The following is a 24811-nucleotide window of genomic DNA, read 5'->3' as shown; positions in this document are numbered from 1 at the left end:
CCATCGCACAAACACATCACCTCGGCATCAGGGTCTGCCCTTGCCCGGCATGGGGTCCACCTTTGCCCCCCTGCAGCACGGCGCCTGCCCTCTGAGCCGCGCGCTGGGCGGGCCCCGGCGCCGCACGGGCGCGGGCAACCGCCCCGAACCGAAAACGACTACTCGACGCGCGTCACTGTCGTGGGCTTGAAGCCCAGATCCGCTGCCTTGCCCTTGCGGCCGCGCGCTGCGCGGGCATTGTTCAGGCTGCGGATCTCCAGCGTCTCGTCGCGCACCTTGCCGCCCCGGCCCATGCCGTCCAGGCGAATACTGCGCGTGTAGGCGGCAGCGCCCGCCAACTGGTCCTTGTCTTCCAGGTCGATGAGCATCAGCCCCCGACCGCCGTTGGCCATGGTTTTCAGTTCGGTGATCTCGAACGTGAGGATGCGCCCGCCCGTAGAGGCGCAGGCCACATGCGTGGCAGGCATCACCGGCTTGCTACCCGTGGTGCCCACAGCGTGCGACGGCACACACACGGTTTCGCCCGCGCCGAGCGTGAGGAAGGCCTTGCCGCCTTTCTGGCGCGACACCATGTTCTCCACCGCCGCCAAAAAGCCGTAGCCGCCCGAGTTGGACAACAACAGCGTGGCGTTGGCCGGGCCCGCAAAGTAGTGCAGCAGTTGCGTGCCCGACTCCAGTTCGATGAGCGTGGTCACGGGCTGGCCGTCACCGCGCGCACCGGGCAGCAACGACACGGCCACCGAATACACACGGCCGTTGCTGCCAAAGGCCAGCAAGGTATCGACCGTGCGGCACTCGAACGTGCCATACAGCCCGTCGCCCGCCTTGAAGGCGAAGCTGGCGGCCTCGTGCCCATGGCCGGTACGCGCGCGCACCCAGCCTTTTTCAGACACCACGACGGTAACAGGCTCGTCCACCACCTTGACTTCGGCCACGGCCTTTTTCTCGGCCTGGATCAGCGTACGGCGCGCGTCGGCAAAGGTCTTGGCATCGGCCTCGATCTCTTTGACCATGGTGCGGCGCAGCGAGCCGGGGTTGTTCAAGATGTCTTCGAGCTTGCCCTGGCTTTCGCGCAGTTCCTTGAGCTCCTGCTCGATCTTGATCGCTTCAAGCCGCGCGAGCTGGCGCAGGCGGATTTCAAGGATGTCCTCGGCCTGCCGGTCGCTGAGGTTGAAGCGTGCAATCAGCGCCGCCTTGGGCTCCTCGGCCGCACGGATGATGGCGATCACCTCATCGATGTTGAGCAGCACGGTTTGCCGCCCTTCGAGGATGTGAATGCGGTCCAGCACCTTGGTAAGCCGGTGCTGGCTGCGGCGGGTGATGGTGGTCTGGCGGAAGGCGATCCACTCTTCGAGCATCACGCGCAGCGACTTCTGCACGGGCCTGCCATCCAGCCCCACCATGGTCAGGTTGATGGGGGCCGAAGTCTCCAGGCTGGTATGGGCCAGCAGCGCGGTGATCAGCTCCTGCTGTGGGGTCTTGCCGGTCTTGGGCTCGAACACCAGGCGCACGGGAGCGTCTTTGCTCGACTCGTCACGCACCACGTCCAGCACGGCCAGCATGCTGGCCTTGAGCTGGGTCTGGTCTTGGCTCAGGGCCTTCTTGCCGGCCTTGACCTTGGGGTTGGTGATTTCCTCGATCTCTTCGAGCACCTTTTGCGTGCTCACGCCGGGTGGCAGCTCGTTGACCACCAGTTGCCACTGGCCACGCGCCATGTCTTCGATCTTCCAGCGCGCGCGCACCTTGAGGCTGCCCCGCCCCGTGCGGTAGGCATCGGCAATGTCGCCCGCGCTGCTGATGATCTGGCCGCCACCGGGGTAGTCCGGGCCGGGCACCAAGGCCAGCAGCTCTTCCTGGCTCAACGACGGCGTCTTGATGAGCGCAACGCAGGCATCCGCGATCTCGCGCAGGTTGTGGCTGGGGATCTCGGTGGCCAGGCCCACGGCGATGCCGCTGGCGCCGTTGAGCAATGCAAACGGCAGGCGCGCGGGCAGCTGCCGTGGCTCCTCGGTGCTGCCGTCGTAGTTGGGCATGAAATCCACGGTGCCCTCGTCGATCTCGTCGAGCAGCAGGCTGGTAATGCGCGACAGACGGGCCTCGGTGTAGCGCATGGCCGCTGCGCCGTCGCCGTCACGGCTGCCGAAGTTGCCCTGGCCGTCGATCAGCGGGTAGCGCTGGGCAAAGTCTTGCGCCATGCGCACCAGTGCGTCGTAGGCCGACTGGTCGCCGTGGGGGTGGAAGCGGCCCAACACATCGCCCACCACGCGGGCGCTTTTGACGGGCTTGGCCGCCGCGCTGCGCGTGGGGCCGCTGTAGCCCAGGCCCATGCGGTCCATGGAATACAGAATGCGCCGCTGCACGGGCTTGAGGCCATCGCACACATCGGGCAGCGCACGGCCCTTGACGACCGACAGCGCGTATTCGAGGTAGGCGCGCTGGGCATAGCCCGCCAGGCCCAGGGAGTCGCCCCCGTCATCGCCTGCGGTGGTGAAATCGAGAGTGGGTTGGTCGCTCATTCGTTGGATACAGTTTCTGGATTCACGTTCTGGGGGGCGGGGGGTGTCTGCGCCACGCGGGTGGGCGGCAGGCTGCCCCGGTTCTGCGCGCCGCCCGACAGCTCCATGCGCACACGGCCGGGCAGCGCACGCTGCGCCAGCACCGGCGCCGGGGGCTTGAGCTGGGCGTACAGGCCCAGCACGGTGCGCACATAGTTCTGCGTTTCCTTGAAGGCCGGTATCTGGTTGCCCGCCTTTTGCACCGCGCCTTCGCCAGCGTTGTAGGCGGCCACAGCCAGATCCATGCGACCAGGAAACAGGTCCAGCAGGTGGCGCAGGTAGCGGGTACCGATGGGCACGTTCACGGCCGGGTCGGCCAGCTTTTGCTCTACCGTGCGCTTGGCGTCGCTGCTCACACCAAAGCGGTTGGCCGTGGTGGGCATCACCTGCATCAGGCCCACGGCGCCTTTGGGCGACACGGCGGTGGCGTCAAAGCCGGACTCGGTCGCGATCACGGCCTGCAGCAGTTCGTAGTCCACCCCGTGCCGCGCGGACGCCGAGCGCAGGTGGTGTTTCACGCGTTTGTAGTCGGGCGCAATGTCAAAAAAGGCCAGCAGGCGTGCGCCCGCTGCTGGCAGCGCGTAGGGCATGGGCAACGCACCGGCAGGCGCATCGCGGGTCGAGTCGAAGTCGTTGCCGCGAAAAAACAGCTGGTAGCGCGCATCGACCTGCTCGGCCGCAAAGTGCGTCACGCCGCGCTCGTCCACATGTGCCCACAGGTCCGCATGGGCGGTTTGCTGCAAAATGCATAGCAAACAACTCAATAAATACCAGCGCAAGCGGCCGATTTTGCGAAATGAGGTCATGGCAAGCAGCGCGGGTGCCTAGGGCTCAGCACGTCAGATATCGATTTCGACCGCATCGCCATGCAGTTCCATCAGCTCGCGGCGCGCGGCGGCCTCGCCCTTGCCCATGAGCTTGGTGATGAGCCCTTCGGTGGCGGCAAAGTCCACATCCCCCAGCTGCACGGGCAGCAGGCGGCGGGTGTCGGGGTTGAGCGTGGTCTCCCACAGCTGCTCGGCGTTCATCTCGCCCAGCCCCTTGAAGCGGCTGATCTGGCACTTCTCTTTCGGCACACCATCCTTGGCGCATTTGTCGAGGATGGCCGTGAGCTCGCCGTCGTCCAGCGCATACATCTTGGCGGCGGGCTTCTTGCCGCGCGCAGGCACGTCCACGCGGAACAGCGGCGGGCGCGCCACGTAGATATGGCCGGTTTCGATGAGCTTGGGAAAGTGGCGGAAGAACAGCGTGAGCAGCAGCACCTGGATGTGCGAGCCGTCCACATCGGCATCTGACAGGATGCAGACCTTGCCGTAGCGCAGGCCGCTCAAGTCTGGCGTGTCGTTGGGGCCGTGCGGGTCCACGCCAATGGCCACCGAAATGTCGTGGATTTCGTTGTTGGCAAACAGCCGGTCGCGCTCCACCTCCCAGGTGTTGAGCACCTTGCCACGCAGCGGCAGGATGGCCTGGCTTTCCTTGTCGCGGCCCATCTTGGCACTGCCGCCGGCCGAGTCGCCCTCGACCAGGAAGACTTCGTTGTGGGCAATGTCCTTGCTCTCGCAATCGGTGAGCTTGCCGGGCAACACGGCCACGCCCGAGCCCTTACGCTTTTCGACCTTCTGCCCGGCCTTCTGGCGGGTTTGCGCGGCCTTGATGGCCAGCTCGGCGAGCTTTTTGCCGTACTCGACGTGCTGGTTGAGCCAGAGTTCAAGCGACGGACGCACAAAGCCGCTGACCAGGCGCACCGCATCACGCGAGTTCAAGCGCTCCTTGATCTGGCCCTGAAACTGCGGGTCGAGCACCTTGGCTGAGAGGACATAACTGGCGCGCGCAAACACGTCCTCGGGCAGCAGCTTCACGCCTTTGGGCAGCAGGCTGTGCAGCTCGATGAAGCTCTTGACCGCGTTGAACAGGCCGTCGCGCAGGCCGCTTTCGTGCGTGCCTCCGGCGCTGGTGGGGATCAGATTGACATAGCTCTCGCGCATGGGCTGGCCGTCTTCGGTAAAGGCCACGGCCCAGGCCGCCCCTTCGCCTTCGGCAAAGCTCTCGTTGCCACTGTCGGCAAAACCTTCGCCCTCAAACAGCGGGATGACCGGGTCGCCAGTCAGCGTCTGCATCAGGTAGTCGCGCAGGCCGCCCTTGAACTGCCAGGTCTGCGTGTCGCGGGTTTTCTCGTTCACGAGCTGCACCGTCACGCCCGGCATGAGCACGGCCTTGCTGCGCAGCAGGTGGGTCAGCTCACCCATGGGCAACGCACTCGACTCGAAATACTTGGCGTCGGGCCACACGCGCACCGAGGTGCCCTGCTTGCGCTCACCGGCCTCCAGCGGGCGGGCCACCAGGGGCTCGACCACGTCACCGCCCGCGAACACCAGCCGCGCCGCCTTGCCTTCGCGGTAGCTGGTGGCCTCCAGCCGGGTGGCCAGGGCGTTGGTAACCGACACACCCACGCCATGCAGGCCGCCCGAGAAGCTGTAGGCCCCGCCCTTGCCCTTGTCGAACTTGCCGCCTGCATGCAGGCGGGTGAAGACCAGTTCGATCACCGGTGCGTTTTCTTCAGGGTGCAGGCCGAACGGGATGCCCCGGCCGTCGTCCTCGACGCTGACCGAGCCGTCAGCGTGCAGCGTGACACGGATCTTCTTGCCATAGCCCGCCAGGGCCTCGTCGGCGGCGTTGTCCAGCACCTCCTGGATGATGTGCAGGGGGTTGTCGGTGCGGGTGTACATGCCCGGGCGCTGCTTGACGGGCTCCAGGCCCTTGAGCACGCGGATTGAGCCTTCGGAGTATTCGCTCGCGGAAACAGAAGAGGGTTTGGCTGCCATGGGGCGGATTGTAGTGCGGCACCGCAGCAATAGCTGGATAAATACCCAGCCTCTCCAACCATTGCGCCAGCCTCTGCGTTTTCGCCGCCCCCACCGCCAACTGTATTGGTCGCGGGTGTATCAGCGCGGTTCACGCAATCTGGCTACATTCCTGCGCATGCATATGAATCCTCCCAAACTATCCATGTTCCAGGTGCTGGCGTGCGGTGCGGCCATCGTGACGCTGTCCATGGGCATCCGCCACGGGTTCGGGCTGTGGCTTTTGCCCATCACCCAGGAAATGGGCTGGACGCGCCAGTCGTTCGCCCTGGCCATCGCCATCCAAAACCTGTCCTGGGGCGTGATCGGTATTTTTGCGGGCATGGTGGCCGACCGGTTCGGAGCCTTCCGTGTGCTGATCGGCGGGGCGGCTCTGTACGGCCTGGGCCTTGCAGGCATGGCGCTGTCGCCCACTCCCACCCTGTTTGCACTGACGGCCGGCGTGCTGATTGGCGCCGCGCAGGCTGGCACTACCTATGCTGTGATCTATGGCGTGCTGGGGCGACAGATTGCACCCGAGAAACGCTCCTGGGCCATGGGCGTGGCAGCGGCGGCGGGTTCGTTCGGGCAGTTTCTGATGGTGCCGGTCGAAGGCTGGCTGATTGCCGGACTGGGCTGGCAGCAGGCACTGCTGGTGCTGTCGATGGCCGTGCTGCTGATCGTGCCGCTGGCCTTTGGCCTGCGCGAGCCGGGCTTCAAGGGCACGGCACCGGCAAAGCGCGAGCAGACCATCCAGCAGGCGCTGGGCGAAGCCTTCCGCTACCCCAGCTTCAACCTGTTGATGGCGGGCTACTTTGTGTGTGGCTTCCAGGTGGTGTTCATTGGCGTGCACATGCCCAGCTACCTCAAGGACCATGGCCTGTCGCCGCAGGTGGCCAGCTATGCACTGGCGCTGATCGGGCTGTTCAATGTGTTCGGCACCTACATCGCCGGCACGCTGGGCCAGCGCATGCCCAAGCGCCACATCCTCGCCTTCATCTACTTTGCCCGCGCGGTGGCGATCAGCATCTTCCTGCTGGTGCCGCTGTCGCCGCTGTCGGTGTACGTGTTCTCGGCGGTAATGGGCACGTTGTGGCTGTCCACCATCCCACCCACCAACGCCACCATCGCGCAGATCTTTGGCGTGCAGCATCTGTCGATGCTGGGTGGTTTTGTGTTCTTCAGCCACCAGATCGGCAGCTTCCTGGGCGTGTGGCTGGGCGGTTATCTGTATGACGCCACCGGCAGCTACGATATCGTCTGGTACATCGCAATCGGCCTAGGCGTGTTTGCCGCGCTGGTGAACCTGCCGGTCAAGGAAAGCCCGATCACGCGCAACACCCCACAACCGGCATAGTCCGACTAACCCGCCTGAGCCCAACATGAACCACCCCACCCCACCCCACAAACCCGTGCCGCGCGCCCTGCGCTGGCTGGGGGGTGCCGTGGCAGTCCTGCTGTGCCTGGTGGTGTTTGGCCTGTACACCGTGCCCGAGTTCATGGTGCTGCTGGCCGACCAGATGTGGGCGTGTTTCTGACCCCTCCACAGGGTTTGAAGCATTTTTGGCCCCTAGCGCAAGTGAATCATGCGCCGACAGCTATCATTTTTATAGTCTTATGCACGGTACGGAAGCCCCTTCGGAATGGGTGCGGCGCTGGAGCCACCTGATCGCCCCCCAGAGCGCCGTGCTGGACGTGGCCTGTGGTGCGGGCCGCCACCTGCGTTACCTGCGCGAGTTGGGGCACACCGTGGTGGGGGTAGACCGGTCAGCCGAGGCCATCGCCGCCTGCGCGGGGCTGGGCGACATGGTGCTGGCCGACATCGAAAACGGCCCCTGGCCTTTTGCAGGTCGCCGCTTTGGTGGCGTGGTCGTCACCAACTACCTGTGGCGCCCACTGCTGCCCACCATCGTCGCCAGCGTGGCGCCGGGCGGGGTGCTGGTCTATGAAACCTTTGCCCAAGGCAACGAAACCGTGGGGCGCCCGGCGCGGGCGGAGTTCCTGCTGGCGCCCGGCGAACTGCTGCAGGCATGCCAGGACCTGCGCGTGGTGGCCTACGAGCACGGCTTCATCGACGAACCCGCGCGTTTCGTGCAACGCATCACGGCCGTGCGGGAACTCCCGCAGGCGGGCGTACCCTCACGACATCTTTTGCCCACCGGGGCTAGTTAGAATGCCCTTTTACCGTTTACCACTGCGGACATGACTTCTTCTTCCGTGCCTCTTACCGGCAGCATCGTCGCCCTCGTCACCCCCATGCACGAGGACGGTAGCGTGGACTACCCCACTTTGCGCAAACTGATTGACTGGCACATTGCCGAAGGCACCGATTGCATCGGCGTGGTGGGCACCACGGGCGAATCGCCCACGGTGAATGTAGAAGAACACTGCGAAATCATCCGAGTGGCTGTGGAGCAATCTGCCAAGCGCGTGCCCATCATGGCCGGCTGCGGCGCCAACTCCACCGCCGAAGCCATTGAACTGGCCAAGTTCGCGCGCGGCGTGGGGGCCGACAGCCAACTGCAGGTCGTGCCCTACTACAACAAGCCCACCCAAGAGGGCCAGTACCAGCACTTCAAGGCGATTGCCGAGGCCACGGGCGACCTGCCCATCGTGCTGTACAACGTACCCGGCCGCTCGGTAGCCGATATGCAACACGACACCGTGCTGCGCCTGGCCCAGGTGCCCGGCGTGATCGGCATCAAGGAAGCCACCGGCAACATCGAGCGCGCCCAGTGGCTCATTCGCGATGTGCCCAAGGGTTTTGGCGTGTACTCGGGCGACGACCCGACTGCCGTGGCCCTGATGCTGTGCGGCGGCCACGGCAACATCAGCGTGACGGCCAACGTGGCCCCGCGCCTGATGCACGAACTGTGCGTGGCTGCGCTGGCGGGCAATGTGCAACGCGCAATGCAGATCCAGTTCCAGCTGATGCCCGTGCACAAGCACCTGTTTGTCGAAGCCAACCCCATCCCGGTCAAGTGGGCCATGTCCCGCATGGGCCTGTGTGGTGGCACCATGCGCCTGCCCATGACGCCCCTGGCCAGCAGCAACGAGGCTGTGGTCGAGTCGGCGCTGCGCACCAGCGGCCTGATCTAATCCGGGCTCTGCGCCTGCTCCCCGAGACACTTCCCAAGGATTTCCGCGTGAAAGCTGCTACCACCCGCCTCAGCCTGCTGGCCCTCGCCATGGCTCTGTCCGCCTGTGCCGCCCTGGAGGGAGACAAGATCGATTACAAGAGCGCCGCCAAGGGCTCGTCGCTGGAAGTCCCCCCAGACCTCACCCAGCTGTCGCGCGACTCGCGCTACGCCATGCCAGGCGGCCCTGTGTCTGCGGCCGCCATGCAGGCAGGCCAGGCGGCTCAGCCTTCGGGCACCGCCAATGCGGCAGCCCTGTCGCTGGGCGACGTGCGGATCGAGCGAGACGGCAGCCAGCGCTGGCTGGTGGTCAACCGCCCCGCCGACAAGCTGTGGGAGCCCGTGCGCGACTTCTGGCAGGAAAGCGGCTTCACGCTGGCCCAGTCCGAGGCCAATGTGGGCATCATGGAAACCGATTGGGCCGAAAACCGCGCCAAACTGCCCCAGGACTTCATCCGGTCCACCATCGGCAAGCTGCTGGAGTCCCTGTATTCGACCGGTGAGCGTGACAAATTCCGCACCCGGCTGGAGCGCACCGCCAATGGCAGCACCGAGATCTACATCACCCACCGCGGGATGATCGAGGTCTATGGCAATGTCTCCAAGGACAGCACGGTCTGGCAGCCGCGCCCCTCCGACGCCGAACTCGAAACCGAATTCCTGCGCCGCCTCATGGTCAAGCTGGGCGTGAGCCAGGAGCAGTCCAAGGCCGTCGCGGCAGCGCCCGCTGCGCGCGCCCAGGCGGCACGCATGGCCACGGTCAACAACGTGCCCGTGGTGCAGCTGGACGAGGGCTTTGACCGGTCATGGCGCCGCGTTGGCCTGGCCCTGGACCGCACCGGCTTCACGGTGGAAGACCGCAACCGCAACGAAGGCACCTACTTCGTGCGCTACGTGGCCCCAGACACCGAAAAGAAGGAGCCCGGCTTCTTCAGCAAGCTGTTCAGCTCTGCCGGTGCAACGCCCCCACTCAAGTACCGCATTGTGGTGCGCAGCCAGGGCGAATCGACCACGGTATCGGTGCTCAACCAGGCCGGCGCGCCCGAGTCCTCAGCCAATGCCGAGCGCATCGTGCGCGTGATTGCCGACGACCTGAAGTAAAGGCTGGCCACCGGTCACTGCCACCCGCTGGCGCCCTATCCACCTTTGGCGGGTGAGGGTGCCAGTGTTTCTGGTCACAGGCCTGCCCCCGCCCCGCCATGCTGCGATTCAAAAACCTTGGCAGCGGCAGCACCGGCAACGCCACGGTCGTCGAGGGCCGCAGCGGCACCCAGGTTCGCCGCCTGCTGATCGATTGCGGGTTGGGCATCCGGCAATTGCAGGCGCGACTGGCGCTGGCGCAGCTGCAGTCTGAAGACCTGGACGCTATTTTCATCACCCACGAACACTCGGACCACATCGGGTGTGCGCAGTCCCTGGCGCTGCGGTTTCGCATTCCCGTGTGGATGAGCGAGGGCACCCATGCAGCCCTGGGGGCGCCAGACTTTGACGGCTTGCTGCATGTGGCGCGCGACATGGAAGTCATTGACATGGGTGCCTTCGAAGCCCGACCCTTCACGGTACCCCACGATGCCCGTGAGCCCCTGCAGCTGCGCTGCTCCGACGGGGCTGCACACCTGGGTGTGCTGACCGACCTGGGCCACGCCAGTACCCATGTATTGCAGCAACTGCAGGGATGCCATGCTCTGATGATCGAGGCCAATCACGACCCGGAGATGCTGGCCGCGTCCCGCTACCCGCCATTTTTAAAACGCCGCGTGGGCGGGATGTACGGCCACCTGGCCAACACGGCGACAGCGGAGATCCTGCGCGCGGTGCAGCATGGCGGCTTGCAGCGTGTGGTGGCAGCGCACCTGAGTGCGCAGAACAACCTCCCCGCCCTCGCCCGCCAATCGCTCGCCGCCGCACTGGGTTGGGCAGATGAAGACATCCAGGTCGCCAGCCCCACCGAGGGGACGGAATGGTTCAGTGTGAACGATTGATGGCCAGGACTGTGCATCAATGAATGCCTCAGTCCGGCGGAAGGCATAAAAAAAGCCCCGAACCTTGCGGTACGGGGCCGTGGCACAGACCGACCTTGAGGTCAGTCCAGAGCCTGCAGCGATTTACTTGGCTGCGGAAGCGCCGGTAGCGGCGGTGGCAGCAGCGTCAGCAGCAGCCTTGGCAGCGTCAGCGGCTGGAGCAGCAGCGTCAGCAGCAGGTGCAGCGGCAGCAGGAGCTGCTGCGTCGGAAGCGGCAGGAGCTGCTGGCTCGGCGGCGGGAGCAGGTGCAGCGGCAGGGGCTTCCACGGGTGCGGGTGCTGGAGCGGGTTCTTCCTTCTTGCCACAAGCGGCGAGTGCAGCAGCAGCGATCAGGGCGGCCAGAACGAGGGAGTTCTTCATTTCGATTTTCCTATTTGGACAGACAGAATCTTGAAAAGCCACGGCGTCAGGCTTTCTGAGCCCATGCACGCATTGGCAAAATGCACTTGTATGCCCCTTTTCGGGCATAGCCGTAGATTATATTGGTATTTAGTCAATACTGACTAACACTGACGAAAGCTTTACATCAGCTTGACTTTGCTCAGTATCTCGTCGGGGGCACCTGCTGTATGGCATCTCCCCAATGGGCGCCCTCCCATAGCTACAAGCCCAGCGTGGTCGAAGGAAACCCAGGTGCGCTCTTGCTGCGCACCCATTCATTGAGCGTCTCGCGCAACAGCACCCGGCGGTCCGCCTCGCAGCCCGTTACCCCCGTACAGCGCTCCGGGTCGAGCCGGTGCAGCACCCAGTGCGGGGACCACAAGGCGCTCGGCAGGTCGAGCGGATCGGCAGCCGGGCTGCGGCGGCAGGTGATGATGTGGTCCCAGGTGCCACGCCAGCGCACAAAGCGCGCATGGCGACGGATCACGTCGTCATAGCTGCAGGCCAACATGGTAAAGCGCCTGCCACTACGGGCCCAGTCCTGCAGGGCCTCGACCACGGCGCGCTCGCCCAAAGGCCAGTCATGAAAATTGGCATCGCTGACGAAAATCTCCTGCCACCCATCCCGTGCCGCCGTTGCAATGGCGTCGCGCACCAGTTGCTGAAACGCCTCGCGCCCGCTGAATCGCCCACTGGGCAGATCACGTAAAGGCTCGGCGGGGGTGGCAGCCGTGTCGTTCATCACCAGCTCCTCATCAGTCTCGGCCAGTCCAGACATGCGCCCAACCGGCATCACACCACGACGAGAGCAGCTCCAGCGCATCGTCGCTGGCGCGGACCAGTTCCCGCGCCGACAGTTGGCGCTCATCCGCCAAGCGTCGCATCAGGGTGGCGTCACGCCCCGCTGCGCGATAGCTTTCACCGTTGATGAAGACGTGCTGTGCGTCGTACATCATGCGGCTCTTGCGATCCAGGCGCACGCCCTCCAGCATCACACCCGCGTCGCCGGGCTCAAACCACACGCTGGGTTTGGGCTCGGTCAGGTACTCACCCAGCGCACGCTCCAGCACAAGGGGCTGGGCCAACGCGCGGGACAGGGCCTCGCGAGCAAAGTCCTGCAGCCCTGCAGGAATGCCCCCCGGCTGCGCCACCGCATCCTGACCCACATCACGATACAGCAGAGGGTGGTCGTCGTCCCCGGCATCTTCCGCCAGGCGCACCAGCAGCTCTTGCGCCAGCTCGGCGCGGGCCGGAGCGCGAAAACCGATGGAGTAGGTCATGCACTCACCCTCGGCAATGCCGTCGTGGGCATAACGCGGGGGCAGGTACAGCATGTCGCCCGGCTCCAGCACAAACTCTTCTTCGGGCTCGAACTGGGCCAACACCTTCAAGGGGATACCGTCGCGCAGCGACAGGTCTTTCTGGCGCCCTATGCGCCAGCGGCGCTTACCGTGTGCCTGCAGCAAAAAGACGTCATAGCTGTCGAAATGGGGCCCCACGCCACCGCCGTCGCTGGCATAGCTGATCATGAGATCGTCCAGCCTGGCTTCGGGCACAAAACGAAACTGCTGCATCAGGGCGTGTACCGCGTCGTTGTGCAAGTCCACGCCTTGCACAAGCAGCGTCCAGTCCGGCTGCTGCAATGCGGGCAGCGCACGGCGGTTGAATGGCCCGTGGCGCAGTTTCCAGGCGCCCTTGAGCTGTTGTACCAAACGGGACTCCACGCCCTCCTGCCCCGCCAGCGCAAACAGCTCGGCCCGCAACACTGGCGGCGCAAACTGAGGGATAGCCTGGCGCACCAGCAGGGGCTTCTTCTGCCAGTGGCGACGCATGAATTGCGCGGGAGTGAGGCCGCCGAGCAAGGCCAGGGGTTGCTGGATGTTCATGAGGAAAGTGTTACCCCTTGGCGGGGCCGTTGGTCAAACTGCGACAATTCTCCTATGGAAATTACCCAACAATGTGTGGTCGCACTGACCTGGACCCTGAAAGACACCCTGGGCGAAGAACTCGACGTACTCGACGAGCCCGTGGAGTTTCTGGTGGGCGGTGACGATCTTCTGCCCCGCATCGAAGAAGCCCTGCAAGGCCATGGCCCTGGCGCCACGCTGGCACTGCACCTCGAGCCCGAGGACGCTTTCGGCGACTTCAACGACCAATTGCTGTTTCTGGAGCCTCGCGCCCTCTTCCCCGCCGAGGTCGAAGAAGGCATGACCTTTGACGGCATGGCGCTGCCCGAGGGCTGCAACCCCGATGCCCCCCGCACGGCCCTGTACACCGTGGCCGAGATCTACCCCGACCATATCGTGCTCGACGGCAACCACCCACTGGCAGGCATTGCATTGCGCCTGCAATTGACAGTGCAGGCCGTGCGCGAGGCCACTGAAGAGGAAATCGGGCGCGGCACGGCTGGAACGGGCTTCTTCCGCGTCCAGCCCCAGGCGCCGGGCAGCTCGCTCCTGCACTGAGCCCCCTCCCAAAGCACGACAGGCGCCCTGAAGCGATTCAGGGCGCCTGTTGTGTTTTATTCAGCCTGTCAGATCACATGCGCGAGATCTGGCCGTTGTACAGACGCACGCGGTCTCCAATGCGCAGATCGCCCAGGCTACTCACGTCATACACACGGTAACCGCCCTGGTCCAGTTGCACGGACAGCCGGTATCCCTGCACGTATTCCTGGTTGTTGCGCCCCTCGATGGCGTTGCCCGCCACCGCACCGCCCAACACCCCTACAGCAGTCGCTGCGGCACGACCAGAGCCCTTGCCGACCTGGTTGCCCAGAACGCCGCCAACCACCGCACCCAGAACGGCACCTGTGCCGGTGGTCTGGCCTTGGCTGCGACCTTGTAGGACCTCAATGTTGGATACGCGGCCATATTCGGTGGCTGCCTGGTTTTGCGGATAGGCAGGAGCCGTCTGGTAACCACTGGAATAACCGCCGGAATATTGCGGCGCAGGTGCCGGGCGACTGTGGCCGCAGGCGGCCAGCGAAGCTGCCAGAACGACGGTGCCCACGAGGGCGAGAGGACGGGTGAATCGCATGTTCGATCTCCTGAAGTTGTGGGGCGGGCTCTGGCGGATAGAAACTAAGAACCCATATACAGATTGGAACAACGCCTGAGGGTGCCGTAGCGTAGACACAGGAGCCATCGCCGCGTCGGTAACAGACCCATCTAAACGTAAGCGTGGTCTTACAACCCGGCCGCCAATCGCCTGCAGCCCCAAAAAACGGCCAAAGATGCGCGTCAGGCTTTGCCGGTGGATCCGTATCCGCCCTCACCCCGCTGCGTGGCCGCAAACTCGGTGACGACGTTGAACTGTGCCTGCACCACCGGAACAATCACCAGCTGGGCCAGCCGCTCCATAGGCTCCACAGTAAAGGCCACGTTACTGCGGTTCCAGGCACTCACCATGAGCTGGCCCTGGTAGTCGCTGTCGATCAAACCCACCAGGTTGCCCAGCACGATGCCATGTTTGTGGCCCAAACCAGAGCGCGGCAGGATCAGCGCGGCGTAGCCGGGGTCTTGAAGGTAGATCGCAATCCCCGTGGGCACCAACTGCCACGCGTTGGGCTGCAGGGTCAGCGGCGCATCCAGACAGGCACGCAGGTCCAGCCCCGCGCTGCCGGGCGTAGCGTAGGTGGGCAATTGGTCCGCCATGCGCGGATCGAGAATCTTGACGTCAATCTTCACGGTGTTTTCTTTCCTGTTCCACTACCACTGCGCTGCTGCGCCACATGTCGCAGGCGCTCCTGCAACGATTCCACCCCTGCGCGCACGCCCGAGGCCTGAGCACCCCCAACAACCTGCGCAGCCGACTGCATCAGCCAGCCCAGCCCCCACCACACAGCCCCCATGACCATCAGGCCCGGCAGCGAGCCCTGGCGGAGCAAGAGCAGCGCGATGCCATGCAACACCATCATCACCAGCAACACAGCTCGCACCGTGCGCAACACGCCCGCCAGCGGCTGCATCACCTGCAACAAATCGGGCGGCAGGGCCTGGGGCGCTGAAGCAGGTTGTGCACGGGCCTTGGATGACTGCACGGCCCCGGCGGTGGCGGCTGCATTTGCCTGCGCCGCTCGGGCTTTCTGCAACGGCGCCTGGGCTGTCAGGCGTTCCACATAGGCTGCAAAGTCGCCATCGGGTGGCGTGTCCCAATCGGGCTTGGTGGCTCCAGTTGTCATCGCACCTCCCCACCATAGTGGCGGTCAAAAACGCAAGGGCGGCAAACGCGCGGCAATCTCGGCAATGAGCTGCTGCGCCAGCACGCGTTTGGACGCGCGGGGCAGCTCGCGGTGGCCCTGCGCATCCACCAGCAGCAAGGCGTTGTCATCCTGTCCAAAAGTGGCCGGGCCAATATTGCCCACCAGCAGCGGTACGCCCTTGCGCGCTCTTTTTGCCGTGGCATGAGCGAGCAGGTCATGGCTTTCGGCCGCAAAACCCACACAAAAGAGGTCGCCTTCCAGCGCATGCGACGACCGGGCCACGGTGGCCAGAATGTCGGGGTTCTCGATAAATTCCAGCGACGGTGACTGGCCCGAGCCGTCTTTTTTGATCTTCTGGTCGGACTGGTGGGCCGGGCGCCAATCAGCCACGGCGGCCGTGGCAATGAACACCGAGGCAGCCTGCACATGCCGCTCTACAGCAGCCAACATCTCCTGCGCAGACTGCACATTGACGCGCCGAACACCGCGTGGCGTGGGCACATGCACCGGCCCGGCGACCAGGGTGACATCAGCCCCCGCCTCGCGGGCCGCACGGGCCACAGCAAAGCCCATCTTTCCACTCGACAGATTGGTGATGCCACGCACCGGGTCGATGGCCTCAAAAGTGGGCCCTGCCGTGACGAGCACCGACCGGCCAGCGAGGGTCTTGGGCGTGAAAAACGCGATCAGCTCATCGAGCAGCTCCAGCGGCTCCAGCATGCGGCCGTCGCCCGTCTCACCACAAGCCTGGTCACCATTGCCCACACCCAGCACCACCGCGCCATCCTGCGCCACCTGGGCCAGATTGCGCTGCGTGGCGGGGTGGGCCCACATTTCACGGTTCATGGCGGGGGCCAACAACAACGGCACGCGCTGCGCGGGGCGTGCCAGGCACATCAGGCTGAGCAACTCGTCCGCCCTGCCCTGCACCAGGCGCGCGATGAAGTCTGCACTACAGGGCGCAATGAGGATCGCATCCGCCTCGCGGCTGAGGTTGATGTGGGGCATGTTGTTGGGCTCGCGCGCATCCCATTGCGAGCCATACACCGTGCGGCCAGACAGCGCCTGCATGGTGACCGGGGTGATGAAATGCTCTGCCGCCTCGGTCATCACCACCTGCACGGTGGCGCCCTCCTTGATGAGCTGGCGGCACAGATCGGCTGCCTTGTAGCAAGCCACGCCCCCACTCAGACCCAGAACAATGTGTTTGCCAGCAAGCTCATTCATGGGGCGAATTTAGCAGACGGGGGTGACCCTGCCCTCAGGGGTGTCGCCGGGGCGCCATCTATAATCCCAATTTCCCACCACCAAAAAAGACATGACCAAATTTGTCTTCGTCACCGGCGGTGTGGTGTCTTCCCTCGGTAAGGGAATCGCCTCAGCCTCCCTTGCCGCGATCCTCGAATCGCGGGGACTCAAAGTCACCCTCATCAAGCTTGACCCCTACATCAACGTAGACCCGGGCACCATGTCGCCGTTCCAGCACGGCGAGGTGTTCGTGACCGATGACGGCGCAGAAACCGATCTGGATCTGGGCCACTACGAGCGTTTCATCGAAACGCGCATGAAGAAAACCAACAACTTCACCACGGGCAAGATTTACCAGTCCGTGCTGGAGAAGGAACGTCGCGGCGACTACCTGGGCAAGACCGTGCAGGTCATCCCCCACGTCACCAACGAGATCCAGGAATTCATCAAGCGCGGCGCCGGCATTGGCACGCCCGATGCCGTGGATGTGGCCATCGTCGAAATCGGCGGCACCGTGGGCGACATCGAATCGCTGCCATTCCTGGAAGCCGTGCGTCAGATGAGCCTGCGCATGGGGCCCAACAACGCGGCCTTCGTGCACCTGACCTACCTGCCCTGGATCGCGGCGGCCGGCGAGCTCAAGACCAAGCCCACCCAGCACACCGTGCAGAAGCTGCGCGAGATCGGCATCCAGGCCGACGCGCTGCTGTGCCGCGCCGACCGCCGTATTCCTGAGGAAGAGCGCGCCAAGATCTCGCTGTTCACCAACGTGCCCGAATGGGGCGTGATCAGCATGTGGGATGTGGACACCATCTACAAGGTGCCCCGGATGTTGCACGAACAGGGCCTCGACGGCCTCATCTGCGACAAGCTGCGCCTGAACACCCCGCCCACCAGCCTCAAGCGCTGGGACGACCTGGTGCATGAGACCGAACACCCGCAAGGCGAGGTCACCATCGCCATGGTGGGCAAGTACGTGGACCTGTCGGACAGCTACAAGTCGGTCAACGAAGCCTTGCGCCACGCCGGCATGCGCAACCATGTGCGCGTGAAAATCGACCACGTCGATTCCGAAACCATCGACAGCGCTGACGCTGTGGCCAAACTGGCGCAATACGACGCCATCCTGGTGCCCGGCGGCTTCGGCCAGCGCGGTGTGGAAGGCAAGATCGCCACCGCCCAGTTTGCCCGCGAGCGCAAGGTGCCCTACCTGGGCATTTGCCTGGGGATGCAGGTGGCTACCATCGAATACGCACGCCATGTGGCGGGCTTGGCCCACGCTAACAGCACCGAGTTCGACCCCGCCACCCCCCACCCCGTGATCGCCCTGATCACCGAGTGGAAGGACGCCGACGGCACCATCAAGAAGCGCGACGAAAACTCCGACCTGGGTGGCACCATGCGCCTGGGTGCGCAAAGCTCGGACGTGGCCAAGGACACGCTGGCCCACAGCATCTACGGCGATGTGGTGACCGAGCGCCACCGCCACCGCTACGAAGCCAACGTGAACTACCTGGACCAGCTGCGCAAGGCGGGCCTGGTGATCTCGGCGCTGACGCAGCGAGAGGAACTCACCGAAATCGTGGAGCTGCCGCAAAACGTGCACCCCTGGTTCATCGGCGTGCAGTTCCACCCCGAGTTCAAGTCCACGCCCTGGAACGGCCACCCGCTGTTCAACGCCTTCATCAAGGCCGCCGTGGAACACCAGCAAGCCGCGAAAAAAGCATAAGGGGGCCCCACCATGCAGCTGTGCGGATTCAACGTCGGCCTGGACCAGCGCTTTTTCCTGATCGCAGGCACCTGCTCCATCGAAGGCCTGGAGATGTCGCTCGATGTGGCGGGTCAGCTCAAGGAAGCCTGCACGGCCTTGGGCATTCCCTTGATCTACAAGGGCTCGTTCGACAAAGCCAACCGCTCCTCCGGCACCAGCAAGCGCGGCGTCGGCATCGACGCTGGCCTCAAGATCCTCGATGAAGTGCGCCGCCAGCTGCAACTGCCCATCCTGACCGACGTGCACGACACCTCGCACGTGGCCGAGGTGGCCAGCGTGGTCGATGTGCTGCAAACGCCTGCCTTCCTGTGCCGCCAGACGGATTTCATCCGCGCGGTGGCGCAAAGCGGCAAGCCGGTGAACATCAAAAAGGGCCAGTTCCTTGCGCCCTGGGACATGAAGAACGTCATCGACAAAGCCCGCTCGGCAGCAGCCGAAGTGGGCCTGTCAGAAGACCGCTTCCTGGCCTGCGAGCGCGGTGTGAGCTTTGGCTACAACAACCTCGTGGCCGACATGACCAGCCTGGCCGAGATGCGCAACTCGGGCGCCCCCGTGGTGTTTGACGTGACCCACTCGGTGCAAAAGCCTGGCGGCCTGGGCGCCGTGAGTGGTGGAGCGCGCGACATGGTGCCCGTGCTGGCCCGCGCCGGTGTGGCTGTGGGTGTGGCGGGCCTCTTCATGGAAACCCACCCCAAGCCCGCCGAAGCCTGGTCGGACGGCCCCAACGCCGTGCCGCTCAAGCACATGAAGGCGCTGCTGGAGACCTTGGTGGCGCTGGACGATGTCACCAAGAAAAATGGATTCCTCGAAAACAACTTTGGAGCTTGAGACATGAGCAGTGGTTACGTCATCGCATCCGTCACCGTCACCAACCCGACGCAGTACGACGAGTACCGCAAGTGGAGCACCCTGGCCATGCAGGCCCACGGCGCTGAGGTGTGCGTGCGCGGCGGCAAGGTCGAAGTGCTGGAGGGCGACTGGAACCCCGGCCGTACCGTGATCCTCAAGTTCCCGAGCTTTGAAGCCGCCCGCGCCTTCTACGACACGCCCGAATACCAGAAAGCCAAGGCCGCCCGTGAAGGCGCCGCCGTCATGCGCATGGTGTGCGTCGAAGGTGTCTGAGCTGAACGCGCGCGACATTTGCTCACTAATTGATAGCTCGTTGCGCTTGTCCATCAAGCGCTACAGCCTGATTTGATTTAAAACTTCTGCAAAAGGAAAACCATGAGTGCCATCGTTGACATCGTCGGTCGCGAAATTCTGGACAGCCGCGGCAACCCCACTGTCGAATGCGACGTGTTGCTCGAGTCGGGCGTGATGGGCCGGGCCGCTGTGCCTTCGGGCGCGTCCACCGGCAGCCGCGAAGCCATTGAAATGCGCGATGGCGACAAGGGCCGCTACCTGGGCAAGGGCGTGCTCAAGGCCGTGGAATTCATCAACACCGAGATCAGCGAAGCCGTGCTGGGCCTCGATGCCTCCGAGCAGGCCTTCCTGGACAAGACCCTGATCGACCTCGATGGCACCGAGAACAAGAGCCGCCTGGGCGCCAACGCGATGCTGGCCGTGTCCATGGCCGTGGCCCGCGCCGCCGCAGAAGAATCCGGCCTGCCGCTGTACCGCTACCTGGGCGGCATGGGCAGCGTGCAGTTGCCCGTGCCCATGATGAACGTGATCAACGGCGGCGCACACGCCAACAACAGCCTGGACCTGCAGGAGTTCATGATCATCCCCGTGGGCGCTCCCACGTTCCGTGAAGCCGTGCGCTGGGGCGCCGAAGTGTTCCATGCGCTCAAGAAAATCTTGCACGACAAGGGCATCAGCACCGCCGTGGGCGACGAAGGCGGCTTTGCCCCCAGCGTAGAGAACCACGAAGCGGCCATCCGCCTCATCCTGCAAGCCATTGAAGCCGCTGGTTACACGGCGGGCGAGCAGATCGCTCTGGGCCTGGACTGCGCCGCGAGCGAGTTCTACAAGGACGGCATGTATGTGCTGGAAGGCGAAGGCGGCCTCAAGCTCACCGCCCAACAATGGACCGACATGCTGGCGGCCTGGGTGGACAAGTACCCCATCATCAGCATCGAAGACGGCATGCATGAAGGCGACTGGGACGGCTGGAAGCACCTGACCGAACGCCTGGGCGACAAGGTCCAGCTGGTGGGCGACGACCTGTTCGTGACCAACACCAAGATCCTGAAGGAAGGCATCGACAAGCGCATTGCCAACTCGATCCTGATCAAGATCAACCAGATCGGCACGCTGACCGAGACCTTCGCCGCCATCGAGATGGCCAAGCGCGCGGGCTACACCGCCGTGATCTCGCACCGCTCGGGCGAAACCGAAGACAGCACCATTGCTGACATCGCCGTGGGCACCAATGCGGGCCAGATCAAGACCGGCTCGCTGTCGCGCTCGGACCGCATCGCCAAGTACAACCAGCTGCTGCGCATCGAAGAAGACCTGGGCGACATTGCACAGTACCCCGGCCGCGCTGCGTTCTATAACCTCCGCTGAGCCCTTGACAGCCCTCGCCTGAGCGAGCCCTCCATTGGTCTCCCGCATCGTCCCCGTCATCCTGCTGGCCTTGCTGGCAGCGCTGCACGCCCAGCTCTGGCTGGGGCGTGGCAGCGTGCCGCGCGTCAACGCGATGCAGCGGCAGATTGATGTGCAGAAGGCGGCCAACGAGCAGGCCCGCCAGGTGAATGGGCGGCTGACTTCAGAGGTGCACGACCTCAAGGAAGGCCTGGACATGGTGGAAGAAAAGGCGCGCAGCGAGTTGGGCATGGTCAAGCCCAATGAGGTGTACGTGCAGTTCACACCCCGTTGAGCTGCCGCGCGGAGCCACGCCACCGCGTTGCAACTCCCCGCACCGCCCATACCCACAACGCAGATATGACAGAGGGGTCTGCGCTTCCTTCATCTCCGTGCAGCAGCCATCTCCCCCGCCACCCCTGATTGCCCTGCTGGGCGCCCCCCACACGGGGGCGGAGGCATTGGCCCAGGCGCTGCAGCAGCAGATCACTCCGGGCTCGGTGCACATCACCCTGCACCACCCTCACCTAGCCAGCCCACTGCCAGCACAGCACACAAGGTCCGATGCGGTGGCATTGACTCTATTGATGGGATTGGACCAACCCTGCCCCGCCGAGGAGCGGGATGCGCAAGAGGCCTTCGACACCCAGTTGCGCGCGGCCCTGGCTGCGGCAGCGGCCCCCTACCGCGTGGTGTACGGCGTTGGCGAACAGCGCATTCGCAATGCGCTCATTGCTATACAAAAAGTAGCACCCAAGGCATATTCCACGGGCGCAAGGGCCGCATGGGACGCTGAAAATACGCCACGAGCTACCCGGCTGCGTGCCTGGAACTGCGAGAAATGCAGTGACCCCACTTGTGAGCACCGCCTGTTCACGGCGCTTGTCGAGCAACGGGACGCCGCACCGCCGCCAGGCTTCACACCAGACCGCGCTTGAGCTCCTTGAGCAGCAGCACCACCTGACTAGAGCCATAGCGGTAACCGCCGTTGAGCACCTGCACGGCCCGGTCCCATTCACCTTGCTGGGCCAGTTCCACCAGTGTGGCGGCCTGCTCGTGAAAATACTGGTAGCGCGCTACCAGCAGCGGGTAGGCCGGCTGGTCACCCAGCAACTCACCACCCACGCCATGCAGCCAGCGGCCCAGCGCACTGTGGTCCGCGCGACGCACCAGCGCCGGGTCCAGCCCGACGGTGGTGCGACCCTCCAGATAGTCCATCAGGCGGTTTTTCCAGCGCTCGTGGGCGTTGATGGCTGCATCGATGTCCAGCGCGGCGAGCAAGGTGTCGGCACGCCGAGAGTCTGGCGCCGCCGCGCTGTCATACAGCGCTAGCGGGGGCGCAGCCGGGTTGGCTCGGCGGGGCCCCAGAACGCGGCGAAAAAACTCCATGACATCCCTCGTTAGATTCCTGCGCGACCCGCTGTGGTCGCATTGACACGCACAGGCCACGTGTGTGGGCCGTGTGCATGAACCGCGCTCAGCAGCAGATACTGCGCGGTGACCCAGGGATCTTAGGCGTGGATGGCGCGGGGGATTGTCAACGATGGTCAGCCAACCACCACGCTCCTCAGAGCCTATTGAAGATCTCGCAGGGGATCGTCAACAAGCGGCTCTCAGACGTGGCGGATGGCTACTGGATGCCTGTGGGCCCCGGCGGCTGCGCGACCGCTGGCGAGACAAAAATCTGCGCGGCATCGACCGCGTCAAAGCGGTACTGCTGGCCGCAGAACTCGCACCCCACTTCGATGTCGTCTCGCTCGGCGAGGATGCTCTCAGCTTCTTCCACCCCCAGGTTGCGCAGCATGTTGCTCACACGCTCGCGGCTGCAGGTGCAGGCAAAATGCGGGCCGCTGGCGCCCTGCTGCGGCTCGAAGCGCAGCAGCTTTTCTTCCCAGAACAGGCGGCGCAGGATGGTGTCCACGTCCAGCGTCAGCAGTTCCTCGCGTGTGAGGCTGGCGGCCAGGTGGGCAATGCGGTTGTAGTCCTCGTTGTGGCCAATCTGGTCTTCGTTCTCACGGTGCGTGAGGCCTGCGGCCAGGTTGCCCTCGCCCTTGATGGGCATGCGCTGGATCAACAGGCCCGCCGCCACCTGCTCGTTGGCGCCCAGCACCAGGATGGTGTCGAGCTGCTCGGACTGCAGCATGTAGTGCTGCAGCACGTCCGACAGGCGATCGAGCTTCTCATGGTGGTCCCCATGCAGCGGCACCACGCCCTGGTAGGGCTGCTGGCCGGGGTGGCGGTCCTTGGGGTCCAGCGTGATGGCGCAGCGGCCGCCGCCGCCCACGTTGACCATCTGGGACAGGCGCGTGCCCTCGGGCACCTCGCCATTCACCGTGGCGGTGGCACGCAGGCTCAGGTCCGACTGCACCTCGGCCACGGCCAGCTTGACGGGACCATCACCAAACACCTGCAGCACCAGCGCGCCATTGAACTTGATGTTGGACTGCATCAGCACACCGGCGGCAGCCATCTCACCCAGCAACTCGCTCACGGGTGCGGGGTAGGCGCCAGTGGCGGTGTTGCCCGCGCGGCGCTTCAGGATCTCGGTCCAGGCATCGGTCAGGCGCACGATCATGCCGCGCACGGGAAGACCATCGAAAAGAAACTTGTGGAGTTCAGACACGCAGGGGTTCCAGGAGAAAAAATCAGCGACGGCGCTTAGCCGATCTTGTGCAGGCCGTGTTGAAAGCGGCGCGCATTGTCGATGTAGTGCTGGGCGCTCTGGCGCAGGCCCTCGATCTGCTCGAGGGTGAGCTCGCGCACGGCCTTGGCGGGGCTGCCGATGATCATGGAGCCGTCCGGAAACTCTTTGCCCTCGGTGACCAGCGCCCCAGCGCCCACCAGGCAATGCTTGCCGATCTTGGCGCCATTGAGCACCACGGCGCCAATGCCGATCAGCGACTCGTCGCCGATGGTGCAGCCGTGCAGCATGACCTGATGGCCCACCGTCACGCGCTCGCCCACCACCAGGGGCTTGCCGATGTCGGCGTGCAGCACACTGGCGTCCTGAATGTTGGAGCCTGCGCCAATGGTGATGCTCTCGGTGTCGCCGCGCACCACGGTGCCAAACCACACGCTGGCGTCTTCACCCAGCACCACATTGCCCATCACCTGCGCGCTGTCGGCCACCCAGGCCGATGCTGCCAGTTGGGGAGCCACACCGTCGAGTTCGTAAATTGCCATGCACCCACTCCGCTGAAACAAAAGAAGCGGCACGCCATGGCGCGCCCTGAGAGGTCGCCAATCGTTACAAAGCGCAAGCCTTGGTGCCGATGGCAAGGCCTAGAATTGTAAGGATGGAGCTTCGCCACCGTGCACTGCAGGTCTTGTGCCTGGCAGACCCTGAACAAAAAGCGGCTGCAGCGCTTGATCTGCATACCCAAGCAGCTACGCTTTCAATAGCAAAAATCGCCCCTGCGGGCCCCTCTGACCCAGACGCCCTCCCCGGACGCCCCGAGCGGCCCCTGTTGCTGCGCCACACCCAGGTGGCACGCCGCTCGCCCGCCACCCCCGAGGGCCGCGCCATTCTCATCCACGCCATCGCCCACATCGAGTTCAACGCCATCAACCTGGCGCTCGATGCCGTGTGGCGCTTTGACGGCATGCCCCGCGCCTACTACTTGGACTGGATGCGCGTGGCGGCCGAAGAAGCCAAGCACTTCCGGCTGCTGCGCGACCACCTTCGTGGCCAGGGCCATGACTATGGAGACTTTCCGGCCCACCAAGGGCTGTGGACCATGTGCGAGAAGACCCAGCACGACGTGCTGGCCCGCATGGCCCTGGTGCCGCGCACGATGGAAGCCCGAGGGCTCGACGCCACGCCACAGATCCAGGCCAAACTGCGCCAGGTGGGCGCGCCTGACGCCCTGGCCGCCGTCGCCATTCTCGACGTGATCCTGCAGGACGAGGTGGGGCATGTGGCCATCGGCAACCACTGGTACCGCTGGCTGTGCGACCGCGCAGGCCAGGACCCCGAAACCCTCTATGGCACCCTGGTACAGCGGTACGAAGCCCCACGCCTGAAGCCCCCGTTCAATGAAGCCGCGCGACGCAGCGCCGGTTTCAGCGATGCCGAACTGCGCTGGCTGCAGCAGGCCTGAACACCCAGCCACGTGACGACGATCT

General features: G+C 64.7%; 27 protein-coding genes. 14 read left to right on the top strand and 13 right to left on the bottom strand.

Annotated elements, in window-relative coordinates; genetic code table 11:
* Window positions 1-158: 158 nt before the first annotated feature.
* Genes parC through OIN59_RS07575 form a run of 3 tightly spaced genes read right to left on the bottom strand, consistent with a single transcriptional unit; the run spans window position 159 to window position 5377 of the window.
* Window positions 159-2516: a DNA topoisomerase IV subunit A gene (gene parC, locus OIN59_RS07585; RefSeq protein ID WP_274108827.1), complete on the bottom strand. Its 2358-nt coding sequence runs from the start codon at window positions 2514-2516 to the stop codon at window positions 159-161.
* Entirely contained in the window at window positions 2513-3361 is an 849-nt protein-coding gene (locus OIN59_RS07580) for a lytic transglycosylase domain-containing protein (RefSeq protein ID WP_274108825.1), read from the bottom strand. Before OIN59_RS07580 ends, parC begins: the two co-directional genes overlap by 4 nt.
* A gap of 33 nt (window positions 3362-3394) precedes the next feature.
* Window positions 3395-5377 carry a DNA topoisomerase IV subunit B gene (locus OIN59_RS07575; protein ID WP_274108823.1) on the bottom strand — a complete coding sequence of 661 codons (1983 nt, stop codon included), beginning with the start codon at window positions 5375-5377 and terminating at the stop codon, window positions 3395-3397.
* 157 nt (window positions 5378-5534) lie between these two features.
* Between OIN59_RS07575 and OIN59_RS07570 the strand changes: the two genes are divergently transcribed.
* From OIN59_RS07570 to OIN59_RS07545, 6 genes are all read left to right on the top strand, one after another.
* Window positions 5535-6752 carry an MFS transporter gene (locus OIN59_RS07570; protein ID WP_274108821.1) on the top strand — a complete coding sequence of 406 codons (1218 nt, stop codon included), beginning with the start codon at window positions 5535-5537 and terminating at the stop codon, window positions 6750-6752.
* A 25-nt stretch (window positions 6753-6777) separates the two neighbouring features.
* On the top strand, window positions 6778-6933 hold the full coding sequence (locus OIN59_RS07565; protein ID WP_274108819.1) for a hypothetical protein: 156 nt from the start codon (window positions 6778-6780) through the stop codon (window positions 6931-6933).
* Between the two features lie 79 nt (window positions 6934-7012).
* Window positions 7013-7567: a class I SAM-dependent methyltransferase gene (locus OIN59_RS07560; RefSeq protein ID WP_274108817.1), complete on the top strand. Its 555-nt coding sequence runs from the start codon at window positions 7013-7015 to the stop codon at window positions 7565-7567.
* A gap of 30 nt (window positions 7568-7597) precedes the next feature.
* Complete coding sequence (dapA, locus tag OIN59_RS07555) at window positions 7598-8494, top strand: 4-hydroxy-tetrahydrodipicolinate synthase (RefSeq protein WP_056061726.1); 897 nt, start codon at window positions 7598-7600, stop codon at window positions 8492-8494.
* Window positions 8495-8541: 47 nt separating this feature from the next.
* Window positions 8542-9633 (top strand): outer membrane protein assembly factor BamC, encoded by a 1092-nt coding sequence (bamC, locus tag OIN59_RS07550; RefSeq protein ID WP_274108814.1) that lies wholly within the window; start codon window positions 8542-8544, stop codon window positions 9631-9633.
* Window positions 9634-9731: 98 nt separating this feature from the next.
* On the top strand, window positions 9732-10514 hold the full coding sequence (locus OIN59_RS07545; RefSeq protein ID WP_274108812.1) for an MBL fold metallo-hydrolase: 783 nt from the start codon (window positions 9732-9734) through the stop codon (window positions 10512-10514).
* A 123-nt stretch (window positions 10515-10637) separates the two neighbouring features.
* Here OIN59_RS07545 and OIN59_RS07540 read toward each other — a convergent pair whose 3' ends face one another.
* The 3 genes from OIN59_RS07540 to OIN59_RS07530 form a co-directional block, all read right to left on the bottom strand.
* Window positions 10638-10913, bottom strand: a complete 276-nt coding sequence (locus OIN59_RS07540) for a hypothetical protein (RefSeq protein WP_108626913.1) — start codon at window positions 10911-10913, stop codon at window positions 10638-10640.
* Window positions 10914-11154: 241 nt separating this feature from the next.
* Window positions 11155-11676: a hypothetical protein gene (locus tag OIN59_RS07535; protein ID WP_274108809.1), complete on the bottom strand. Its 522-nt coding sequence runs from the start codon at window positions 11674-11676 to the stop codon at window positions 11155-11157.
* 13 nt (window positions 11677-11689) lie between these two features.
* On the bottom strand, window positions 11690-12820 hold the full coding sequence (locus tag OIN59_RS07530; protein WP_274108808.1) for a cupin domain-containing protein: 1131 nt from the start codon (window positions 12818-12820) through the stop codon (window positions 11690-11692).
* A gap of 54 nt (window positions 12821-12874) precedes the next feature.
* On the opposite strand from OIN59_RS07530, the gene OIN59_RS07525 reads away from it, so the two are divergent.
* A complete protein-coding gene (locus tag OIN59_RS07525) occupies window positions 12875-13399 on the top strand; it encodes an FKBP-type peptidyl-prolyl cis-trans isomerase (protein WP_274108806.1) in 525 nt (174 codons plus the stop codon).
* A gap of 73 nt (window positions 13400-13472) precedes the next feature.
* Here OIN59_RS07525 and OIN59_RS07520 read toward each other — a convergent pair whose 3' ends face one another.
* From OIN59_RS07520 to coaBC, 4 genes are all read right to left on the bottom strand, one after another.
* Entirely contained in the window at window positions 13473-13973 is a 501-nt protein-coding gene (locus OIN59_RS07520; protein WP_274108804.1) for an outer membrane lipoprotein, read from the bottom strand.
* Between the two features lie 203 nt (window positions 13974-14176).
* The gene (gene dut, locus OIN59_RS07515; RefSeq protein ID WP_274108801.1) at window positions 14177-14623 is read right to left on the bottom strand and encodes a dUTP diphosphatase; all 447 of its coding nucleotides are present in this window, start codon (window positions 14621-14623) and stop codon (window positions 14177-14179) included.
* Entirely contained in the window at window positions 14620-15117 is a 498-nt protein-coding gene (locus OIN59_RS07510; RefSeq protein ID WP_274108799.1) for a hypothetical protein, read from the bottom strand. Before OIN59_RS07510 ends, dut begins: the two co-directional genes overlap by 4 nt.
* Before the next feature lie 24 nt (window positions 15118-15141).
* A complete protein-coding gene (gene coaBC, locus OIN59_RS07505) occupies window positions 15142-16365 on the bottom strand; it encodes a bifunctional phosphopantothenoylcysteine decarboxylase/phosphopantothenate--cysteine ligase CoaBC (RefSeq protein ID WP_274108797.1) in 1224 nt (407 codons plus the stop codon).
* A gap of 91 nt (window positions 16366-16456) precedes the next feature.
* On the opposite strand from coaBC, the gene OIN59_RS07500 reads away from it, so the two are divergent.
* From OIN59_RS07500 to OIN59_RS07475, 6 genes are all read left to right on the top strand, one after another.
* Entirely contained in the window at window positions 16457-18115 is a 1659-nt protein-coding gene (locus OIN59_RS07500) for a CTP synthase (protein ID WP_274108795.1), read from the top strand.
* 12 nt (window positions 18116-18127) lie between these two features.
* Complete coding sequence (kdsA, locus tag OIN59_RS07495) at window positions 18128-18985, top strand: 3-deoxy-8-phosphooctulonate synthase (protein WP_274108794.1); 858 nt, start codon at window positions 18128-18130, stop codon at window positions 18983-18985.
* A gap of 3 nt (window positions 18986-18988) precedes the next feature.
* Complete coding sequence (locus tag OIN59_RS07490; protein WP_056061699.1) at window positions 18989-19279, top strand: DUF1330 domain-containing protein; 291 nt, start codon at window positions 18989-18991, stop codon at window positions 19277-19279.
* Between the two features lie 102 nt (window positions 19280-19381).
* Entirely contained in the window at window positions 19382-20668 is a 1287-nt protein-coding gene (gene eno, locus OIN59_RS07485) for a phosphopyruvate hydratase (protein ID WP_274108789.1), read from the top strand.
* 34 nt (window positions 20669-20702) lie between these two features.
* Window positions 20703-20981 (top strand): septum formation initiator family protein, encoded by a 279-nt coding sequence (locus tag OIN59_RS07480; RefSeq protein WP_274108769.1) that lies wholly within the window; start codon window positions 20703-20705, stop codon window positions 20979-20981.
* Window positions 20982-21078: 97 nt separating this feature from the next.
* Complete coding sequence (locus OIN59_RS07475) at window positions 21079-21624, top strand: hypothetical protein (protein WP_274108767.1); 546 nt, start codon at window positions 21079-21081, stop codon at window positions 21622-21624.
* Here the strand turns inward: OIN59_RS07475 and OIN59_RS07470 are convergent.
* From OIN59_RS07470 to OIN59_RS07460, 3 genes are all read right to left on the bottom strand, one after another.
* Window positions 21605-22075, bottom strand: a complete 471-nt coding sequence (locus tag OIN59_RS07470) for a CZB domain-containing protein (RefSeq protein ID WP_274108765.1) — start codon at window positions 22073-22075, stop codon at window positions 21605-21607. The genes OIN59_RS07475 and OIN59_RS07470 overlap by 20 nt on opposite strands.
* A 241-nt stretch (window positions 22076-22316) precedes the next feature.
* Window positions 22317-23309 (bottom strand): Hsp33 family molecular chaperone HslO, encoded by a 993-nt coding sequence (hslO, locus tag OIN59_RS07465; protein WP_274108763.1) that lies wholly within the window; start codon window positions 23307-23309, stop codon window positions 22317-22319.
* 35 nt (window positions 23310-23344) lie between these two features.
* Entirely contained in the window at window positions 23345-23869 is a 525-nt protein-coding gene (locus OIN59_RS07460; protein ID WP_274108761.1) for a gamma carbonic anhydrase family protein, read from the bottom strand.
* Between the two features lie 113 nt (window positions 23870-23982).
* Here OIN59_RS07460 and OIN59_RS07455 point away from each other — a divergent pair, with 113 nt between their 5' ends.
* Complete coding sequence (locus OIN59_RS07455; RefSeq protein ID WP_274108759.1) at window positions 23983-24786, top strand: ferritin-like domain-containing protein; 804 nt, start codon at window positions 23983-23985, stop codon at window positions 24784-24786.
* Window positions 24787-24811: the final 25 nt, after the last annotated feature.

Source organism: Acidovorax benzenivorans, from assembly GCF_028680575.1.
Classification (GTDB): Bacteria; Pseudomonadota; Gammaproteobacteria; order Burkholderiales; family Burkholderiaceae_C; genus Acidovorax; species Acidovorax benzenivorans.
The sequence above is the reverse complement of the archived record's forward strand: the minus strand, read 5'-3'. Positions and strand labels throughout refer to the sequence as shown.

What these genes read in the sequence shown, in the direction of transcription:
- eno (WP_274108789.1), top strand. Translation starts at nt 19,382, where the DNA reads ATGAGTGCCATCGTTGACATCGTCGGTCGCGAAATTCTGGACAGCCGC.
- OIN59_RS07530 (WP_274108808.1), bottom strand. Translation starts at nt 12,820, where the DNA reads ATGAACATCCAGCAACCCCTGGCCTTGCTCGGCGGCCTCACTCCCGCG.
- OIN59_RS07545 (WP_274108812.1), top strand. Translation starts at nt 9,732, where the DNA reads ATGCTGCGATTCAAAAACCTTGGCAGCGGCAGCACCGGCAACGCCACG.
- OIN59_RS07520 (WP_274108804.1), bottom strand. Translation starts at nt 13,973, where the DNA reads ATGCGATTCACCCGTCCTCTCGCCCTCGTGGGCACCGTCGTTCTGGCA.
- OIN59_RS07490 (WP_056061699.1), top strand. Translation starts at nt 18,989, where the DNA reads ATGAGCAGTGGTTACGTCATCGCATCCGTCACCGTCACCAACCCGACG.
- OIN59_RS07500 (WP_274108795.1), top strand. Translation starts at nt 16,457, where the DNA reads ATGACCAAATTTGTCTTCGTCACCGGCGGTGTGGTGTCTTCCCTCGGT.
- OIN59_RS07455 (WP_274108759.1), top strand. Translation starts at nt 23,983, where the DNA reads ATGGAGCTTCGCCACCGTGCACTGCAGGTCTTGTGCCTGGCAGACCCT.
- OIN59_RS07565 (WP_274108819.1), top strand. Translation starts at nt 6,778, where the DNA reads ATGAACCACCCCACCCCACCCCACAAACCCGTGCCGCGCGCCCTGCGC.
- OIN59_RS07460 (WP_274108761.1), bottom strand. Translation starts at nt 23,869, where the DNA reads ATGGCAATTTACGAACTCGACGGTGTGGCTCCCCAACTGGCAGCATCG.
- parC (WP_274108827.1), bottom strand. Translation starts at nt 2,516, where the DNA reads ATGAGCGACCAACCCACTCTCGATTTCACCACCGCAGGCGATGACGGG.
- OIN59_RS07570 (WP_274108821.1), top strand. Translation starts at nt 5,535, where the DNA reads ATGCATATGAATCCTCCCAAACTATCCATGTTCCAGGTGCTGGCGTGC.
- dapA (WP_056061726.1), top strand. Translation starts at nt 7,598, where the DNA reads ATGACTTCTTCTTCCGTGCCTCTTACCGGCAGCATCGTCGCCCTCGTC.
- OIN59_RS07470 (WP_274108765.1), bottom strand. Translation starts at nt 22,075, where the DNA reads ATGGAGTTTTTTCGCCGCGTTCTGGGGCCCCGCCGAGCCAACCCGGCT.
- OIN59_RS07560 (WP_274108817.1), top strand. Translation starts at nt 7,013, where the DNA reads ATGCACGGTACGGAAGCCCCTTCGGAATGGGTGCGGCGCTGGAGCCAC.
- OIN59_RS07510 (WP_274108799.1), bottom strand. Translation starts at nt 15,117, where the DNA reads ATGACAACTGGAGCCACCAAGCCCGATTGGGACACGCCACCCGATGGC.
- OIN59_RS07580 (WP_274108825.1), bottom strand. Translation starts at nt 3,361, where the DNA reads ATGACCTCATTTCGCAAAATCGGCCGCTTGCGCTGGTATTTATTGAGT.
- coaBC (WP_274108797.1), bottom strand. Translation starts at nt 16,365, where the DNA reads ATGAATGAGCTTGCTGGCAAACACATTGTTCTGGGTCTGAGTGGGGGC.
- OIN59_RS07575 (WP_274108823.1), bottom strand. Translation starts at nt 5,377, where the DNA reads ATGGCAGCCAAACCCTCTTCTGTTTCCGCGAGCGAATACTCCGAAGGC.
- OIN59_RS07540 (WP_108626913.1), bottom strand. Translation starts at nt 10,913, where the DNA reads ATGAAGAACTCCCTCGTTCTGGCCGCCCTGATCGCTGCTGCTGCACTC.
- OIN59_RS07525 (WP_274108806.1), top strand. Translation starts at nt 12,875, where the DNA reads ATGGAAATTACCCAACAATGTGTGGTCGCACTGACCTGGACCCTGAAA.
- kdsA (WP_274108794.1), top strand. Translation starts at nt 18,128, where the DNA reads ATGCAGCTGTGCGGATTCAACGTCGGCCTGGACCAGCGCTTTTTCCTG.
- OIN59_RS07535 (WP_274108809.1), bottom strand. Translation starts at nt 11,676, where the DNA reads ATGAACGACACGGCTGCCACCCCCGCCGAGCCTTTACGTGATCTGCCC.